Source organism: Sandarakinorhabdus sp. FBCC-B8862 (genome assembly GCF_059745315.1).
Genome location: NZ_CM185574.1, coordinates 468,673 through 485,159, shown reverse-complemented (window position 1 = coordinate 485,159; position 16,487 = coordinate 468,673). Strand labels below are relative to the sequence as shown.

Sequence of the window (16,487 nt, the reverse complement as noted above, 5' to 3'; positions counted from 1 at the left end):
CGGAGGGGCCGCCCCAAATCGGTCACCCACACCCCAAACGCGGTCACCACCGCCGCCAAGCTGCGGTCACCAGCGCGCAAAACGCGGTCACCACCACCCCGAAATCGGCCACGAAATTGGCCACTTCCGCCACGCCCCAACCGCGCCGAATCCCACAATCACGCCACCAGCCCGACCGGGACTCACAGAAACACAAGCAATATCAGCATTCTAACTGCAATTCTGTCCTACACCCCACCAAAATGCGACACTGACCCCGCTCCTTGAAAATCCAAAAAAATCCTCCCCAGACTCGTTTGGGGAGGTGGCACGCGAAGCGTGACGGAGGGGCCCTGCGCCATCCCCGCCCGCCTAAACCCCCGCCGCCACAGGATCAAAGCCCATCAACGCCTGGTTGGCCATCGGCACCGCCCCCGGCACCAGCGCGTCCGGGTCCATCGCCTGGGTCATCTCGCCCTGCCGGCGCGACATCGCCTGCATCGTCTCGCAGCGCTCGCGCCGCGCCGCCTCATAGCGGTCCAGCGCCTGGCCCACATCCGGCTCCAGCGCCAGGCAGCGCGCCAGCGCCCAGCCATCCTCGATCGCCATCGCCGCGCCCATGCCCAGAAACGGCAGCATGGCATGCGCCGCATCGCCCAGCAGGGTCACCCGGCCCTGACTCCAGCGGGGCAGCGGCGTGCGGTCATACAGGCCCCATTTGATGATGGATTGGGCCTGCGCGATCAGGCCGGTCACATCGCCGTGCCAGCCAGGAAACGCCGCCGCCACCTCGGCAATACTGGCCGGCAGCGACCAGCCTTCGGGCACGGCCTCCCCGGTTTCAGCCAGGCCCGCGCAGTTCACCACATCGCCGCCCTGCATCGTGTAGCGGTTGAAGGTGCGGCGGGGGCCGATGAAGATGGCACTGCGGCCCTGGCCCATGAACGGCGCGGCGGCGGCGCGCGGCACCAGAAAACGATAGGCGACATGGCCGGTGAAGCGCGGCGCATCGCCCGGATGCAGGATCGCCCGCACCGCCGAGCGCACGCCATCGGCGCCCACCAGCAGGCTGGCGCGCACAATGCTGTCATCGCCAAAGCGGGCGGTGACGCCATCGCCATCCTGATCCAGCCCGCTCAGCCGCTTGCCGGTGTGGATCGCCACCCCCAGGCGCGCGGCATGATCGACCAGCACCGCCTGCAGATCGGCGCGATACATGTGGCGCACGATATCGGCCTCGCCATCATCCGGCCTGCCATCGCCGGGATCGGGCGCACCCATCAGCAGCCGCGCGCTGCGCCAGTGCAGGAAGGGCAGGCTGCCGGCCGGACAGGCGCGGGCCGCGACATCGCCTTGCAGGCCCAGATCGCGAAACACATGCTGGGCGCCGCGGCCCAGGGTGAGGCCCGCGCCGGTTTCCTTCAAGGCGCCGGCCGCCTCAAACACCGCCACCGGCAGGCCGGCGCGGGCCAGGGCTATGGCGGTGACCAGCCCGCCCAAACCGGCGCCGATGATCAAAATCATCGTTTCAATTCAAAAAGTTCGTACCGGTTCATCATGTAACCGTCGATGCTGCCATAAACGAGGATGCAATCGTCATCGGCGGTCACCCAGATATCATAATCCGGGTGGGTCTTGCCCCCCATGCCGTCGGCGCTGTCGTCAACAAAGCGGAAATGCCGGCACTGGAACGTGCCGGCCGCAACTGTTTTCTGTTCTTCGCCAACATATTCCAGGTTGATCTTCACTTCCGCTATCAACGGCGGCGTCGCCCCGCGATGATCGGGGGAGGGCAGGAACACCCGCATCAGCCGCCGGTGCGGCCCGCGGCCAACATCCATGGCGCGCGCCAGATAGCCATCGCCCACCACCGGGTGGGTGCCAAAGGCATCAAACGCCCCATCGGCGGGCCGAACCTGCGAAATCCGCCCCAGCGACGGGCTCTCGCTCTCGCACTCCAGCCGGCCGGTGGCGGGATCATGCCGCATCCAGCCGCTGCCCATATAGGCATCGCCCACGGTCAGATGGACATGCAGGTTCAGCGGCACCATGCCCGGTCCCAGGTGATAGATCACCTCGCGCAGCACGGTCGGATCAGGCTCCTCGATCTCGCAACTGGCGCGCAGGATCACGCTGCCATCACCATGATGGGTGAACTTGAAGGTCTCGCGGCCGCGCTCCATGCCCTCCATGCCGGGCTTCATGCTGGTGTATCGGATGGTTCCCGATACCGTGCGATGCTTCATATCACACCTGCCCTCGCCAATTTTTCAATGACTTCGCGCTGCATCTTCACGAACTGCTCACGCTCCGGCACCTGCGGTTTGCCGTCCGGGCCCAGCATCATATTGCCGGCTTGGAAGGTCGCGGCGGCCGCCTGATAGGCCGGCGCAAACAGGCCCGGCCGCTGCCGCGCCAGGCTGTTCACCATCGCCGGCTGCCGGCGCTGCTCGCGCAAATGGCCAATGTCGATCTCGGCAAAGGCGGTGAACGTCTCCCCGCTGCCCGATTGCGCCAGCAGTTTGCCGCTGGGGGCAACGATCTGGCTGTTGCCATCCGCACTCATCAACGGCAGCGCTGAACCCGCGATGCCGGCGGTGTTGGCCGAAACCACATAGGCGGCATTTTCAAAGGCCCGGGCCCGCTTGGCGATATCCTTGGCGGTGGCCAGCGGCGATCCGATTTCGGAACTGGAATGGCAGAACAGCTCCGCACCCTTGAAGGCCAGGCAACGGGCAATCTCGGGATAGAGGATTTCTTCCGACGCAATCGCCGCCAGCCGGCCAATCTCGGTCTCGGCCACCGGAAACAGCGCATCCGGCCCATAAGCATCGACATAGCGGTCGATCACATCATGCGGGCTGGGCGCAAACATCGAAAGGAGCCGGCGATAGCGCAGGATGACCTGGCCCGTTGGCGCCACGATGAAGCTGGTCTGGAAATAAAAGTCCGGAAAGGCCTTGTCTGTCTCATAGGCATTGCCGGCGATGAACAGCCCCAGCCGCTCGGCAATGCCGCCAAGCGCCTGATATTCCGGCCCTTCGGCGGCAAAACCGGCGCGTTTGGCAAAATCCGGAATGGAAATCCGGCCGGGATAGGAGGTGAAGAGATATTCCGGCAGCACCGCCAGCTTCACCGGCGAGCCGCCATATTGCTCGATGAAAATCCGTGCCGAACGGATCTTGCCCTCCAGGCCGGCGATCTGCGCCATGATCTGGGCGCGCGGATCGGCCGCCTGCTCGACGCTCTGCGCCGTCAACTGCAAGGCAACGGCGGTGTATGGCGTCACAGGCCCAAACTCCCGGGGTTCATCAGATTCCTGGGATCAAGCTGCCGCTTCATCGCGGTCAGCAAGGCCCAGATGGCCGGATCATGGCTGGCTTTCAGCGGATAGGTGCGGGCGATCTGCAGATGGATGGCACCAAGCCGCTGGAATGCCGCGATGATCTCGGCGCGCAGCTGGTGCACCAGCGCGCTCGCCTCAGGGTTGGGCGCAAAGCCCTTCAGGTTGGCGAGATGGCCAGCCTCCACGGCATGGCGGTGCAGCGGGTTCAGCGCTTCGGGCCAGAAGAACACCGGCTCGATCAGGCAGGCCTGCGGGCTGACAGCGGCCAGCATGGCACCGGCCTCGACCCCCAGCCGGGCCATGGCATCGGCATGGGCGGCGTAAATGGCCTGCACCGCATCCCATCCGGCAACCAGCTGGGAATGCGGCAGAAATCCATGCACCGGCACCCAGCGTTCACCATTGGGGCCCACCATGGAATTGACGGGCGGGAACGGATTGGCCCGCAGGATCTTGGGGATGCTGTTCTCCACCGCCTTGCCGCCGGCGGCTTCCACGATCCGGCTGATCTCGGCCATGTCGGCCTCCGCCTCGGCTTCGCGGCGGCGCTCGGCGATGCAGTGGAGGGAGAAGGGCACGCCATCCAGGAAGCCGCGCCCGGCCAGTGCCACCTTGGCACCTTCCTTCAAGCCCTTCAGCAGGCTGCCTTGCGCCTTCATCATGGTGACAAGGCTCTTGGCGTCGCTGGTCAGGCTTTCGCGCTTCATGCGCTGGCTCTGCAGGAACGGGTCGAACCCGAAATTCTCGGCCGCCAGGCCTTCGCGGGCGATGCCGGCCATCGCCGTCAGGATTTGCGCTGCGCTGTCAAAGGCATAGCTGCCATAGGCACAGCGGCCTTCCTTCACCAGCCGCAGCGTCGCGCGCGCCTTCACGCCAAAGGCCCCGCAATCGGCGGCAAACAGCCCGGTGACATCGGGGCCATAGGGCCGGAAGAAATCGCTGCCGGTGGCAACGATGCGGCCATCGGCCAGCACGACATCCAGGCTGAGCGCACTGTCCACCACCGTGCCGTTGCCGGCACCCCAGAACACGCCATTCTGGCTCATGCCGCCGCCCACGGTGGCGTTGATGCCCGACAACGTGCCCCAGCAGCGCACGCGATAGCCCTTGGGCTGCAGGAAGCGGCGCAGCGCATCCCAGGTGACCCCGGCCTCCACCGTCACCGTCATGTCTGCCTCATTCAGCGCGACGATGCGGTCCAGCCCGCCGGTGTCGACCAGGATGAAGCGCGGCGTGGAGGACAGATAGCCGCCGGTGTAGCTCATGCCGCCGCCGCGCGGCACGATGGCAATGCCCTGGGCTGTGGCCGCGGCAATGCCGGCGGCCAGTTGCTCCACCGTCTGCGGCCGGAACACGGCCAATGGCTGTGGCCCGGCGGCATAGACATCATGGGCAAACAGCGACAGGCTGGCCGCATCGGTCAGCAAGGTTTCCGGCGGCACCGTGCCGCCCAGCAGGCTGTCACGAACAAGCGTGGCGGTCGTCATGCGGCCTCCCTGGCGCCAAAAACGGGGTAACGGCCCAGCGTCAGCAGCAGCAGCGCCCCGGCAACAAACAGGAAGGTCGCGGCCATCAGCATCTGGTCATAACTGCCGGTGGTGTCGCGGATGCGGCCGTAAAGCACGGGCGAGATTGCCGAAAATATGCCGAACGGCATGTAGAGCATGCCATAGATCTTGCCATAATGCGCCATCCCGAAATAGCGGCTGGCCAGATAGGCGATCAGGTCGGACTCCGCCCCGGCAGCAAAGCCGAGCAGAAAGGCCGAAACCCACACCATCGTCTGATCGGTGCCATTGCCCATCAGCCACCAGCAGGCCAGCGCCGGGATGGACAGGATCGGCAGGCAGACAAATGGCGCCCAGATGCGATCAAGCAGCCAGCCGGTGACGATGCGGCCCGACAGCAGCGCGATACCGATCATGCCCATGATGCCGGCGCCATCAGCGGCGGTCAGGCCGTGCTGCTTGATGATTTCCGGCATGTGGATATGGGCGCCGCCATAGGCCAGCGCCACCAGCGCGATCGAAATCCAGATCGTCCAGAACCGCCGGTCCTTCGCGGCTTCGGCAAAGGTCACGCCCACAAGGCCGCCGCTGGCAGTGATCTCGGCCGGCGTTTCCGCCGCCGTCGGTTCGCGAAACCAGGCGAGGCCCAGCGGCAGGGCGAGCAGCAGCGGGAACAGCGCCACCACCGGATACATGCCGCGCCAGCCCCAGGTGCCAATGGCCCACACCGCCACCTTGGGCACGATCAGGGCCGCCAGGCTGGTGCCCACCAGTAACAGACCCAACGCCAGCCCGCGGCTGCGATAGAACCACATGTTGATCGCCCGGCTCCAGGTGACAGGGGTGGAACCCATGCCGACCAGGCCGATGAGGAACCACAGGCCGAACCAGGCCACCAGCGACCCAGGGATCAAGCCAATGGCAGCAAACACCAGGGCAAAGGCCAGGAGTGAGCCCAGTGCGATCCGGCGAACCCCAAATCGGTCAACGGCCGCGCCAATGACGGGAGCCAGCAGGCCGGCGGTGATCCCAAAGGTGGTGACCCCGGCCGAGATGGTGGCAAAGCTCCAGCCAAATTCGTCGTGCAGCGGGCCGAGCACGAAACCGATGGTGTTGAACGGCAGTGGCGAGGCCCCGCACATCACGCCCAGCATTCCGGCGGTCAGCACCTTCCAGCCGGCGGAAAACTCTGATCTTGCTTGGCTCACGCGGCATTCCCATCCAGGGTTTCGAGCTGGAACAGCCCATCCATGTAGCCGGCGACGAGACCCTTCACATAGAGCTTCTCATCGTCGGCGCTGATCCACATCGTGTAGGGCGGGTGGTTGTTTGTCATGCCCTGAAATGACAGGCGATGGCAGTCAAAGCGGCCAGCTGGCACGGCCACCGTCTCCCGCGCTTCATAGCGAAGGCCGGAGGTGGAGGTGACCAGCATCGGGCCGGTCGCCCCGAAATGGTGCAGGCTGTGCAGCAGGCTGGGGCCCCAGAAGTGGGTGTGGCCTGGCCCCTTGTCGAAGGGAAAGCTGGCGGCCAGCCAGCCATCGCCGATCAAGGCGTGGATACCAAAGCCGCGCATGGGGCGGGTGATCGGTTTGCGCTGCGACAGGCGCCCCTCCGCCTCAGTGGCGGTCTCGCCTTCCGCCTCGCTCTCGGTGAAGCGGAACCAGCCGCTGCCAGTGGGCCTGCCATGGTTCAGGATGCGGACATGGGCCTCCACCGGCTGCAGATCGGCATCCACCGCCAACGTGGTGAACCGCGTCACATCCTCCGCGCCATGGCGCATCTGGCATTCCACCATCAGCGTGCGGCCGCCATCTGCCTGGCGCGTGATGCTGAAATCCTCGATTCCCCACAAGGCGTGGGTGGAGGCGCTGCGATAGGCAATGCGGCCGTGCCGGTGGGGCAGGGGCATGAATTCAGCGGGCATGGTAAAACTCGGTCAGGCTGCCATCCGGATCGGTCACCGCGAAAAGATCGGTCGTGCCAAGCCCTTCTATTGGAACCGCATCTGCCGACTGCACCGGCGCAATGCCCTGTTTGGCGAGCGCAGCACGATAACCGGCCAGATCTTGCACCGGATAACGGACCGACAGGATGCCAAGGTTTGGTGCCCGGGCCCGGGCCCCCTGCGGGATTCCGGCAAATTCGGTGATTTGCATCATTTCCACCCGCCCGGTTTCGCCCGGCGTTGGCGACAACGCCGCCGCCGCCCGCAACGCCTTCAGCGTGTAGTTTAGCGGGATGCCAAAGTTGGAGGGTTCGGGCGCGGTGCCAATCGCGTTGGTGCCATCCCCATCGAACACCAGGCCGAAACCCAGCTTCTGAGCATAGAAATCCCGGGCCCGCGGCCGGCTTTCGACCATGCGCATGGAATTGAAGCCCTGGCTGATGAGGCCAAGGTGGAAATCGGTGAACGGCGGTGAAAGCCGTTGATACACGGCGAAATTCACGCCGTGCGGGCCGGTGAGCACGACATTCCTCAGGTCGGAACCGCCGAAATTGAACCGGATGACCGGGCTCTCGGCCCACCACCCCGCCTTGATTGCGGCATCAAACAGTCGCGGCAGATCATCCGAGCGCATCATGATCGAATAGATGCCGCCCGGATCCCAGGCCCTGGCTCCAAGCCGGATCGGCTGCTGCGCCACGCCCTTGAACGTCACGAAGCGCAGGCAGCCGGTGCTGCTTTTCGGCGCGCACCACAGCTGGAATCGCGCCGATGCCGTGGCCGGCAGTTGCCAATAGGCCAATTCTGCCGCCGATAGCCGTCCCCGCGCCAACTGTCGCCAGCCCCCAATGCCGCCCAGCAGGCGGGCAAAGGGTTTGACGTCGCTCACGCTGACCACCGCTTCGGTCCAGGGCGCAACGCCATGGTCTTGCGCATACCCGGCCAGCACAGGGCTGGCCGGGAGAGCAGCGACCATCAGGCCGATGGCGGCGCGCATGACAATCAGAAGCTGTACTTGGCCCTGATCGCCCAGGTGCGCGGCGGATTGAGATAGCTGTGGTTGGCCAGGCTCGATTCCACCGCTTCCTGATCGAAGCAGTTGCGGCATTCCACCAGCACCTGCCAGCCATCGGTGGATTTCAGCGTCAGGCTGGCGTTGGCGATCCAGCGCGCCTTGCTGAACGAACCGCGGATGAAATCACCACGGTAGGCTGTGTTGGCCGGGTAGACGACGCCGCCAGCGCTGGTGAATCCCTGGTTGAAGAAGCTGACCTGGCTGGTGCCAACCTCGCTGGACGACCGCCAGTTGGCGTTGACCGACGGGATCAGGGAGATCTTGTCCGTTGCCTTGATTTCATAAGTCGTGCCAATCGCCATGGTCCAGGCCGGGCTGCGCACCGGCTGGGCAATGGTGCCATTGGGCGCCACAATGCCGACACCGCATGCCGCTGCCACTTCCGCCGTCGCGCCAAGCGCCACACGTCCGGCCGCCAGCTGTTGCAAGCAGGCCGCCTGCTGGCCCGCAACCGACTGGAAGTTATACTCATCAAACGCTGGCGCGTTGGCCGGGAGCTTGTAATGATCATCCATGTAGCCAACCGAGCCAAACAGGGTCAGTGCCTCGGTCGGACGGGCGGTGAATTCGGCTTCGATCCCCTTGTTCAGATAATCGGCAAAGTTGCGCGTCAGGAAGGCGATGGAGCCGTTGGGCCGCACAAAGGCCGAAGGGGTCTGCAGCCCGCTCACGTCCAGGATGAAGGCGGTCAGGTTGAAGCGCAGCTTCTTGTCAAACAGATCGGCCTTGAACCCGGTTTCATAGGTCCAGGCCTTTTCCGGGCCAAAGGGCAGCAGTTCGGACGCCGCCGTACCGCGCGCGTTCCAACCGCCCGACTTGAAGCCGTTGGTGGCGCTTGCAAACAGCATGATGTCGTCTGTTGCCTTCCAACTCATCGCAAAGCGCGGCGTCCACAGCTTGGTGCGCTGGCTGGCCGGGATCGCGCGGCCATTCGGCGCCCTGAGGTTGCTGTTGTCCAGGCAGGTCGCTTCAATGCTGCCATCGTTGCAGCTGGCGCGGTTGTCGCGGATCGAGAAGGTCTTTTCTTCATCGGTATAGCGCACACCAACCGTGAAGGTGAATGCTTCGATCGGCTTCACATCAACCTGGGCATAACCGGCCCAGGCTTCGGTGGTGTTGCGCAGCGTGCGGTCTGCCAGGATCAAGGGCACGCCCACCGGGCCGGAAGCGCCGACGTTGAACAGGTCGCCAAAGTCGGTGGTGTTGGTTTCTTTGAAATAATAGATGCCAGCAACATAGGACAGCACGCCGTCCATTGCGCTGCCCGACAATTTCACTTCCTGGGTGAACTGGCGATGGCGGCCATCATTGGCGATCACGAAGCCGCCCGGCGTGAAGCTGCGCACCGCCGGATTGGGGTTGGACAAGGATGGCAGACCACGCCCGTCTGCGAAGTCGAGCGCGAACTTCTGGCTCATATCCAGCCAGCCGGTGATGACGTTCAGGTTGATATTATCGCCCAGCTCCACCGCGAAGTTGGAGGTGAGCAGGTCCATCCGGACCTTGTTGAAATTGCCGAAATCATCCTTTGGCCCGACAAAGCGGCCACCGAAATCGTTCGCGCGCCGCAGGCCGCCCGTCGCAAATCGGCCATCACACTGGGTCGGATTGGCCGGGTTGCAATCGAAATTCAGCACGTTGGTGGCATCAGCGAAGGTGTGCGTGTAGCTGCCGGTCCACGACAGGTTGTCGGTCAGCTTGGCGCGCGCGCCCAGGCGCAGGCCCCAGCCATTGTTGTTGTTGGACCGCTCGTTGGTCACGGTGTTGCGGACATAGCCGTCGTCTTCCTGCCAATAGCCCGAAAGCTTGAAGCCGAAATTCTCGCCAGCCGGCAGATCGATCCCAGCCCGCAACAGCTTGGCATTATAGGCGCCATAGCCCGCTTCGGCATAACCACCGAGCTCTTCGCCAGGCTGGCGCATGACAACGCTGATCGCGCCACCGGTGGTGTTGCGGCCAAACAGCGTGCCCTGCGGCCCGCGCAGAACTTCGAGCCGTTCGACGTCGAACAGGGTGAAATTGTTGGCATTCTGGCGGCTGATGTAGATGTCGTCGATATAGGTACCGACCGGCGGATCGAAGGTGGCAATGGATTCGGTGTTGCCGATCCCACGTAGATAATATGCGTTCGCGGTACCAAGGCCCGTGTTGTTCAGGCCAACAAGGTTGGGAACAAATTGGGTGACATCAAGCGTGTTGGCGATGCCGCGCGCTGCGAGGGTCTCGGCGGAAAAGGCCGTGATTGCGATCGGCACGTCCTGCGCACGCTCGCGCCGACGCTGGGCCGTCACCACGATATCTTCCACGGCGCCGCTGTCTTCCACAATTGTGTCAGACTTGGCTGCCTGGGCCAGCGCCGGGGCGGAGCCCGCAACTGCCAGTGCGGTTACAAGTGCGACGCGGCTGGATAGACCCATACCGGAAACAAACGCTGCCATGCTCATGTGATGTTCCCCATGCTTGGCCGGGACCGCCCCGGCCAGTTCACCCCGCCTTCCAGCCGCCGCACCCTCCCTGTGCGCCAGCGCCTGCCGCCTGCCGGCAGGTCGGCGCAAGTTGTCCGGACAGGTTCGGCCTTGTCAAGCCGCAGGCCGTCATTTGTCCGGACAATTGACGTATGCAATGGCTCGGGGCATCCATTTCAGATGCGCTGTGGCACATGGGCCACTGCCGCCAGGGTAGGGGCACCGCTGGATGACCGATCTGATCTATCCCACCCTGGTGTATGTGCACCTGCTGCTGTTTGTGCTTTGGCTCGGGGCCGATGTCGGCGTCTTCCTGCTCGGGCAGCATTTCCGCAAGCGGCATGATTACACGCTCGATCAACGGCTTGCTTTGCTGAAGTTGCTGGTACTCGTTGATATGACGCCCCGCACGGCCTGGGCGTTGATGGTGCCGCTTTCGCTCACCGTGTCACTCGCCGGCGGTTGGTGGGATGTGCCGCTGGCCCTGGTCGCAATGGCCTGGGCCATCGGGGCTGTGTGGCTGTGGCTGGTCTGGGATGCACATTGGCATGACCAGACTCCCAGAGCTGCGCGCAATCGTCGCATCGAGGGCTGGATCAGGTGGATACTGGCTGTCTTCTATCTAGTGCTTGGTGCGGAGTCGCTGTTCACCGGTCACCCCATTGCGGTTGGCTGGCTGGCGTGGAAGGCGCTGCTGTTCGGACTGATCTTCGTTGCAGCCATCATGATCGATTTCAGCTTCAAACCCGTGGGGCCTCAATTGCTCGCCCTTCTGCAGACCGGGTCTAGCGACGCCACCGAAGTGCCGTTGCGGGCCACGATGGACAAGACCCGACGCTGGGTCACGCTGACCTATATGCTTCTCGTCCTGACCTCATGGCTTGGTGTGGTGAAACCCTTCGGTTGAGGCGTTGCGCGTCGGCAACACATTGTTGGATTTGTCCGGACAACAAGGTGTCTCTAGCCGATTTGTCTGGACAAATTATTCGTCGCAATGATTGTCTTCCGCCATCTTGAAGGCACTGGGGGTGCCTGCAGCGACGGGGAGATCATGATGATGAATGCGATGAAGCGGTCCATGTTGCTTGCAGCGACGTTGCTCACGCCGGCAGCCGCTTCTGCCCAGACCGCAGCGCCCGCGATTGCCGATGCGGCGCAAGATGATGGCGGCCTGGCGGAAATCGTTGTGACCGCCCGCAAGACCAGCGAAACGCTCAGTTCCGCCCCGATCGCTGTCTCGGTGGTCACCGCCGAGAAAATTCAGCAACTTGGCATGAACAGTATCGATGATTTTGCCAAGCAGGCCACCGGCATCAGCTTCTCGCAGGCCTTTGGCCGTTCGTCCGACCGGCCGGTGATTCGCGGCCAGTCCAACGTGCTGGCCAATGTGCAGTTCGGGGTTGAAACTGGCGCCGCCTACTTCGTGGACGGCATTTACTATCAGGGCGACATTCAGGGGTTCGACCCGGAATCGCTGGAACGTGTTGAAATCATCAAGGGGCCGCAATCGGCGCTTTATGGGCGGAACACCTATGCCGGCGCGATCAATTTCATCACCAAGGGCGCAACTGAAGACCTCAGCGTCAATGCCAGGCTTTCTGCGGCGGAATATGGTGAGTTCCAGGCTGCCGGGTCGGTGTCCGGCCAGATTATTCCAGGTACGCTCGGCTTCCGGGTTGGTGGCCGTTACTTCGAATATGGCGGGCAGTATGTGAACCAGTTGACCGGCCGGAAAGTGGGCCAGGAAAAGACGGCCAGCGGTTATGTGCTGCTTGATTGGGGTGGCAACGGCAGCGATCTGAAGGTGCGCCAGCGCTTCCAGTATCAGGCGGATCGCGATGGTGCCTTGCCGCTGTTCCTGCAGGGCGCTGCTGCCAACAATTGCTTCACGGGTTTCCGTTCGGCTCGGTATCGCACGCGTTCTTCCGCCTTGCCATTTGCTGCCAATCCGCTCGGTCCGTCGACCAATGACAATCAATATTATTGCGGTCCCATCCAGGCACAGCCCAATGGGATCAGGCTCAACATCGATCCGATGGCGCTGACGATCCCGGCTGGCAGCTTCATCCCGCCATCGTTCAATACGGCAGCAATTTCCGGCACGTTTGATGGCACGGCCTTCGACGGTATCCGCAACAACCAGTGGCTGGTCAGCCAGGTGCTTGATTGGAACATCGGCGGCTCTGGCTGGACCTTCACGTCGCTGACCCAGTACCGCGACAACATCAATCTGTTCGGCACCGACAGCGACCATTCCGATGCCTTCGCCTATTTCAACACCAACCCGGCGATTGGCGGGTCGATTCCCAATCCGCTGACGACCGAACCGATCTTTGCCAACTCCAACCGTGACGATACGTGGGACGTCAGCCAGGAAGTGCGCCTGTCCAGCCCGCAAGATGCGCCAGTGCGCGGCTTGGTTGGCGCTTATTATTTCAAGCAGAAGCAAGATACCCGCGACCTCACGTTCGCCAACCCAACCGGCGGTGAGGCACTCGGCACCACCGGATCGGCGCAGAATTGGTTGGAAAACTGGGCCCTGTTTGGGGCGGTGACTGTTGAGCCGTTCAAGGGCTTCGAGATCAGCGGCGAACTGCGTTACATGGAAGAGCGCAAGCGCCAGTTGGACCTGTCCGCACCGCCACTTTTCTGTGCTGGTTTCGCCGGCCAGACGACGGCGTTCGGGGCTCACACCACTGCCAATTGCCGACCGGAACTGTTTGAAAAATCGACCGATCCGCGGATCACGGTCAACTATACCACGCCGGGTGGCACGCTCTTTTATGGGATCTTTGCGACGGGCCGCAAACCGGGTGGCTTCAACGGCGGCGCCGGCGTGACCGCAACCACCCAGACCGGGCAGGATTTCATCCGCTATCTGCCGGAGAAGGCCACCAGCTTCGAGTTCGGTGCCAAGTTCAGCGCGTTTGACAATCGCCTGCAGGTTGGGATCGCCGGCTATGTCAACGACCTCACCAACGTGCAGCTGACGACGGCCATTCCCAATCCCAATGGCACGGGGGCGATCACGTCTATCGTCACCAACCAGGGCGATGGGCGGACGAAGGGGTTTGAAATCGACATGGTTGCGGCGCCGACCCGCGGCCTGACTGTCAATCTCAACATCAGCTATACCGATGCGCGCTTCACAAAGGGCTGTGATGCCGATCTGTTCATCCTGAACTCGGGGGGCATCCGCCCCAATTTCGACACGCGCAATCCGCCAGCAAGCGCGCTACCGCTGTGCAGCATTGCCGGCAAGCGGTTCCCGCTTGGTTCCCAGTGGATCCTGAACGGCGGCGTCAACTATGAACTGCCAGTCGGAAACGATCAGGCTGCGCTGTTCAACGTCAATTGGAGCTTCGAAGACAAGAAGTTCATCCAGACAGACAATTTCGCTTATGCGCCTGAAGCATTCCTGCTCAATGCGCGTATTGGGTATCGGTTTGGCCGCGTCCAGATCACGGCATTCGGTCGCAACCTGCTGAACGAAGATGCCATCACCCTGGCCACCCGCTGGTTCGACCTGCGCTATGGTGCCGGCACCACGGGCCTGCCGGCAGCGAGCAGTGTCACCTTCAACGGCTCACCTGCGCAGATCGAGACCGGGACGCCGCGCGGCTTCTTCGCCAATCTCCGGAAGGGTCGCACCTTCGGTCTGGAAGCGCGTTTGAACTTTTGATCAGCGCCAACAAGGAAGGGCGCCATCGTAATCGGCGATGGCGCCCTTCCTTTTTCTTGCTTGGGCTTTACTTTGCCGTAGGCTTCTTCGCGTCCACCCACTTCTTGAAAACAGTCCAGCTGGTTTCATTGGGCCGCTTGTCATCCACTGGCGGCGGCGCGGCATAGATGGGATAGTTGGCGGCAATCTCGGCCTTCAGCACGGCCGGCAGCTCGTCAGCGCTCTTGAGCTTGTTGCCCATGGCGTTGAACACCAGCTGGCCCTGGCGGCCACGCATCTTCATCCACGGCAGGAAATCGGAAATCCGCACCCAGCTCACCGTCGGATAGGCGGTGGGATTTTTCGTATCCAGCATCTCGTCCGCATCAAAGGCGAAATCAAAGATTTCCATGGCGTGATACTTGCCGCCCACCCAATCCTGATACTCGCCCTGCAACGGGTTCGTGTAGAACAGCGGCGCTTCGAACGGCATGAAGAACCAGCGGCCTTCGCGGCGCAGCGTGGGGATGGAATAGGGCGTGCCGCTGGCCGATTTGGGGAATTGCGGCGACTGGTTCACCGGATCATTGGCGATGTGCAGCACGTCCAGCTTTTCGCCCGTCCAGGGATTGTCCCACTGGCGCACCACCTCGCCGGTCTTGGGATCAAGATAGAGCAGCAGTTCGCGGCTGACGAGGCGCCAGCCCTTGCCCCGCACCGGATCATCGACCGTGGTGCAGGTGCGGATGTTCATGCCTTCCGCCTTGAACAGCAGCCGGTCCGGCTCGCCGGCCACCCGGCTGTAGACCTTGCCGCTCCAATGATAGACGCCGGGTTTGCCGTCGGCTTCACCACATTGCACCCGCTTGGAAATTTCCAGCGCATCTTCGGCCACCGCCGGATCCAGCAGCCGCGCCTTTGCGGTCTTCCCCTTGCCTTGCGCCAGGGCAGGGCCAGCGGCCAGGGCCGCGATCGCCGTGGCGCAAATCGCCGCAGTCCGAATGCTTCGTGTCATTTTCCCACTCCCGTTCTGAACCCCTGATGCTTATCCCTTGACATTAGAGTTGTCCGGACAAATTGTGAAGCCGCATTCCACAGGGCCGGCGCGATTCAAGCGTTTTGTCCACATAAGACAGGGGCTAGTTCACCGCCGTGTTCACCGCGCAAAGCCTGTTGTTCGTGCCGGGCCACCGGCCGGACCGGTTTGGCAAGGCGATTGCCGCCGGGGCAGGGGTGACCGTGATCGATCTGGAAGATGCCGTGCCGCAGGCCGACAAGGTGGCGGCGCGCAGCGCGGCGTTGGCGGAATTTGGCGCGGCGGCGGAAAGCGGCACACTGGCCGGCTGGGCACTGCGCATCAACGCCATCACCACCGCTGCCGGCATTGCCGATCTGGCGGCATTGGGGGAGGCGGCGGTGTTGCCGCCGCTGCTGCTGGTGCCGATGGTGGAAAGTCCCGTTGAAGTGCGGATTGTCGCCAATGCGTTGGGCAGCCGCTGCCCCGGCCTGATCCCGTTGATCGAGACCCCGGCCGGTCTGCGCGCGGCCCACGCGATTGGCTGTGTGCGCCACGTTGTGGCGCTGATGTTTGGCGGGGGCGATTTTTCGGCCGAGCTGGGCGTGGCGCTGGCGTGGGAGCCGCTGGCGGTGGCCCGCGGGCAGTTCATCCTGGCGGCAGCCGAGGCCAGGGTGCCGGCCATCGACGTGCCGTTCATCGGGCTGGACGATGCCGAAGGCTTGACGGCCGAAACCCGCCGCGCCCGCGCGCTGGGCTTTGCCGCCAAGGCCGCCATCCACCCGGCCCAACTGGCACATATCCACGCCGCCTTTGCGCCGACCCCGGTGGAAGTGGCAGAGGCGGCCGAGGCCATGGCCGTCTATGCCGAGGGCGGCGGCCAGGCGATCCGGTTCAAGGGGCGCATGCTGGAAGCGCCCATCATCCGCCGATACCAGGCGATACTCGACGCGAAGGACAGAATGCATCATGCGTGACGGTGTGAAGGAAGTGGCCCCGGGCCGGTTCCGCGAGGTGTTTGGCCGCGCGTTCGAGGATTTCGTGGTCGGGCATGTTTATGAACATCGCCCGGGCCGGACGATCACCGACACCGACAATGTGTGGTTCACGCTGTTGACGATGAACACCCACCCGGCCCACTTCGATTATGAATTCGCCAAGAAGACAGAGTTTGGCAAACCGTTGGTGTGCTCGCCGCTCACCGTTGCGTTGATGGTGGGGATGAGCGTTTCCGACATCAGCCAGAAGGCGGTGGCCAATCTGGGGTGGGACAATATCCGCCTGACCCACCCGCTGTTTTGTGGCGACACCCTCTATGCCGAGAGCGAAGTGCTGGACAAGCGCGAGTCGAGCAGCCGGCCGGAGCAGGGCATCGTGACCGTGCGCACCATCGGCAAGAACCAGCACGGCGACGTGGTCTGCACATTCAATCGCACCATGCTGGTGTGGAAGCGCGGCTGCGGCCCGGTGGACGATTGATCAGGAGACCT

13 protein-coding genes are annotated in these 16,487 nt (G+C 63.5%); 4 read left to right on the top strand and 9 right to left on the bottom strand.

Translation table 11 applies throughout. The features are described 5' to 3' along the window. Positions 1-351: 351 nt before the first annotated feature. The 8 genes from AC6BOR_RS02295 to AC6BOR_RS02260 are packed head-to-tail and all read right to left on the bottom strand — an operon-like array spanning position 352 to position 10,300. Complete coding sequence (locus tag AC6BOR_RS02295; protein WP_498059609.1) at positions 352-1,503, bottom strand: FAD-dependent monooxygenase; 1,152 nt, start codon at positions 1,501-1,503, stop codon at positions 352-354. Further along, entirely contained in the window at positions 1,500-2,225 is a 726-nt protein-coding gene (locus AC6BOR_RS02290) for a DUF3108 domain-containing protein (RefSeq protein WP_498059608.1), read from the bottom strand. Before AC6BOR_RS02290 ends, AC6BOR_RS02295 begins: the two co-directional genes overlap by 4 nt. Beyond that, positions 2,222-3,268 carry a nitrilase-related carbon-nitrogen hydrolase gene (locus AC6BOR_RS02285; RefSeq protein ID WP_498059607.1) on the bottom strand — a complete coding sequence of 349 codons (1,047 nt, stop codon included), beginning with the start codon at positions 3,266-3,268 and terminating at the stop codon, positions 2,222-2,224. Before AC6BOR_RS02285 ends, AC6BOR_RS02290 begins: the two co-directional genes overlap by 4 nt. Next, entirely contained in the window at positions 3,265-4,812 is a 1,548-nt protein-coding gene (locus AC6BOR_RS02280; protein WP_498059606.1) for an FAD-binding oxidoreductase, read from the bottom strand. Before AC6BOR_RS02280 ends, AC6BOR_RS02285 begins: the two co-directional genes overlap by 4 nt. Further along, the gene (locus AC6BOR_RS02275) at positions 4,809-6,041 is read right to left on the bottom strand and encodes an MFS transporter (protein ID WP_498059605.1); all 1,233 of its coding nucleotides are present in this window, start codon (positions 6,039-6,041) and stop codon (positions 4,809-4,811) included. The genes AC6BOR_RS02280 and AC6BOR_RS02275 overlap by 4 nt, the downstream gene beginning before the upstream one ends. Next, the gene (locus tag AC6BOR_RS02270) at positions 6,038-6,745 is read right to left on the bottom strand and encodes a hypothetical protein (RefSeq protein ID WP_498059604.1); all 708 of its coding nucleotides are present in this window, start codon (positions 6,743-6,745) and stop codon (positions 6,038-6,040) included. The genes AC6BOR_RS02275 and AC6BOR_RS02270 overlap by 4 nt, the downstream gene beginning before the upstream one ends. A 4-nt stretch (positions 6,746-6,749) precedes the next feature. Continuing rightward, positions 6,750-7,778, bottom strand: a complete 1,029-nt coding sequence (locus tag AC6BOR_RS02265) for a hypothetical protein (protein ID WP_498059603.1) — start codon at positions 7,776-7,778, stop codon at positions 6,750-6,752. Positions 7,779-7,783: 5 nt separating this feature from the next. Further along, positions 7,784-10,300, bottom strand: a complete 2,517-nt coding sequence (locus tag AC6BOR_RS02260) for a TonB-dependent receptor (RefSeq protein WP_498059602.1) — start codon at positions 10,298-10,300, stop codon at positions 7,784-7,786. 250 nt (positions 10,301-10,550) lie between these two features. Between AC6BOR_RS02260 and AC6BOR_RS02255 the strand changes: the two genes are divergently transcribed. Then, complete coding sequence (locus AC6BOR_RS02255; protein WP_498059601.1) at positions 10,551-11,228, top strand: hypothetical protein; 678 nt, start codon at positions 10,551-10,553, stop codon at positions 11,226-11,228. A 144-nt stretch (positions 11,229-11,372) separates the two neighbouring features. Continuing rightward, a complete protein-coding gene (locus tag AC6BOR_RS02250) occupies positions 11,373-14,003 on the top strand; it encodes a TonB-dependent receptor (protein ID WP_498059600.1) in 2,631 nt (876 codons plus the stop codon). A 67-nt stretch (positions 14,004-14,070) separates the two neighbouring features. Here AC6BOR_RS02250 and AC6BOR_RS02245 read toward each other — a convergent pair whose 3' ends face one another. Beyond that, positions 14,071-14,997 carry a DUF1838 family protein gene (locus AC6BOR_RS02245; RefSeq protein WP_498059599.1) on the bottom strand — a complete coding sequence of 309 codons (927 nt, stop codon included), beginning with the start codon at positions 14,995-14,997 and terminating at the stop codon, positions 14,071-14,073. A gap of 137 nt (positions 14,998-15,134) precedes the next feature. On the opposite strand from AC6BOR_RS02245, the gene AC6BOR_RS02240 reads away from it, so the two are divergent. Next, on the top strand, positions 15,135-15,974 hold the full coding sequence (locus AC6BOR_RS02240; protein WP_498059598.1) for an HpcH/HpaI aldolase/citrate lyase family protein: 840 nt from the start codon (positions 15,135-15,137) through the stop codon (positions 15,972-15,974). Further along, on the top strand, positions 15,967-16,476 hold the full coding sequence (locus AC6BOR_RS02235; RefSeq protein WP_086116417.1) for a MaoC family dehydratase: 510 nt from the start codon (positions 15,967-15,969) through the stop codon (positions 16,474-16,476). The genes AC6BOR_RS02240 and AC6BOR_RS02235 overlap by 8 nt, the downstream gene beginning before the upstream one ends. The last annotated feature ends 11 nt before the right edge of the window (positions 16,477-16,487 follow it).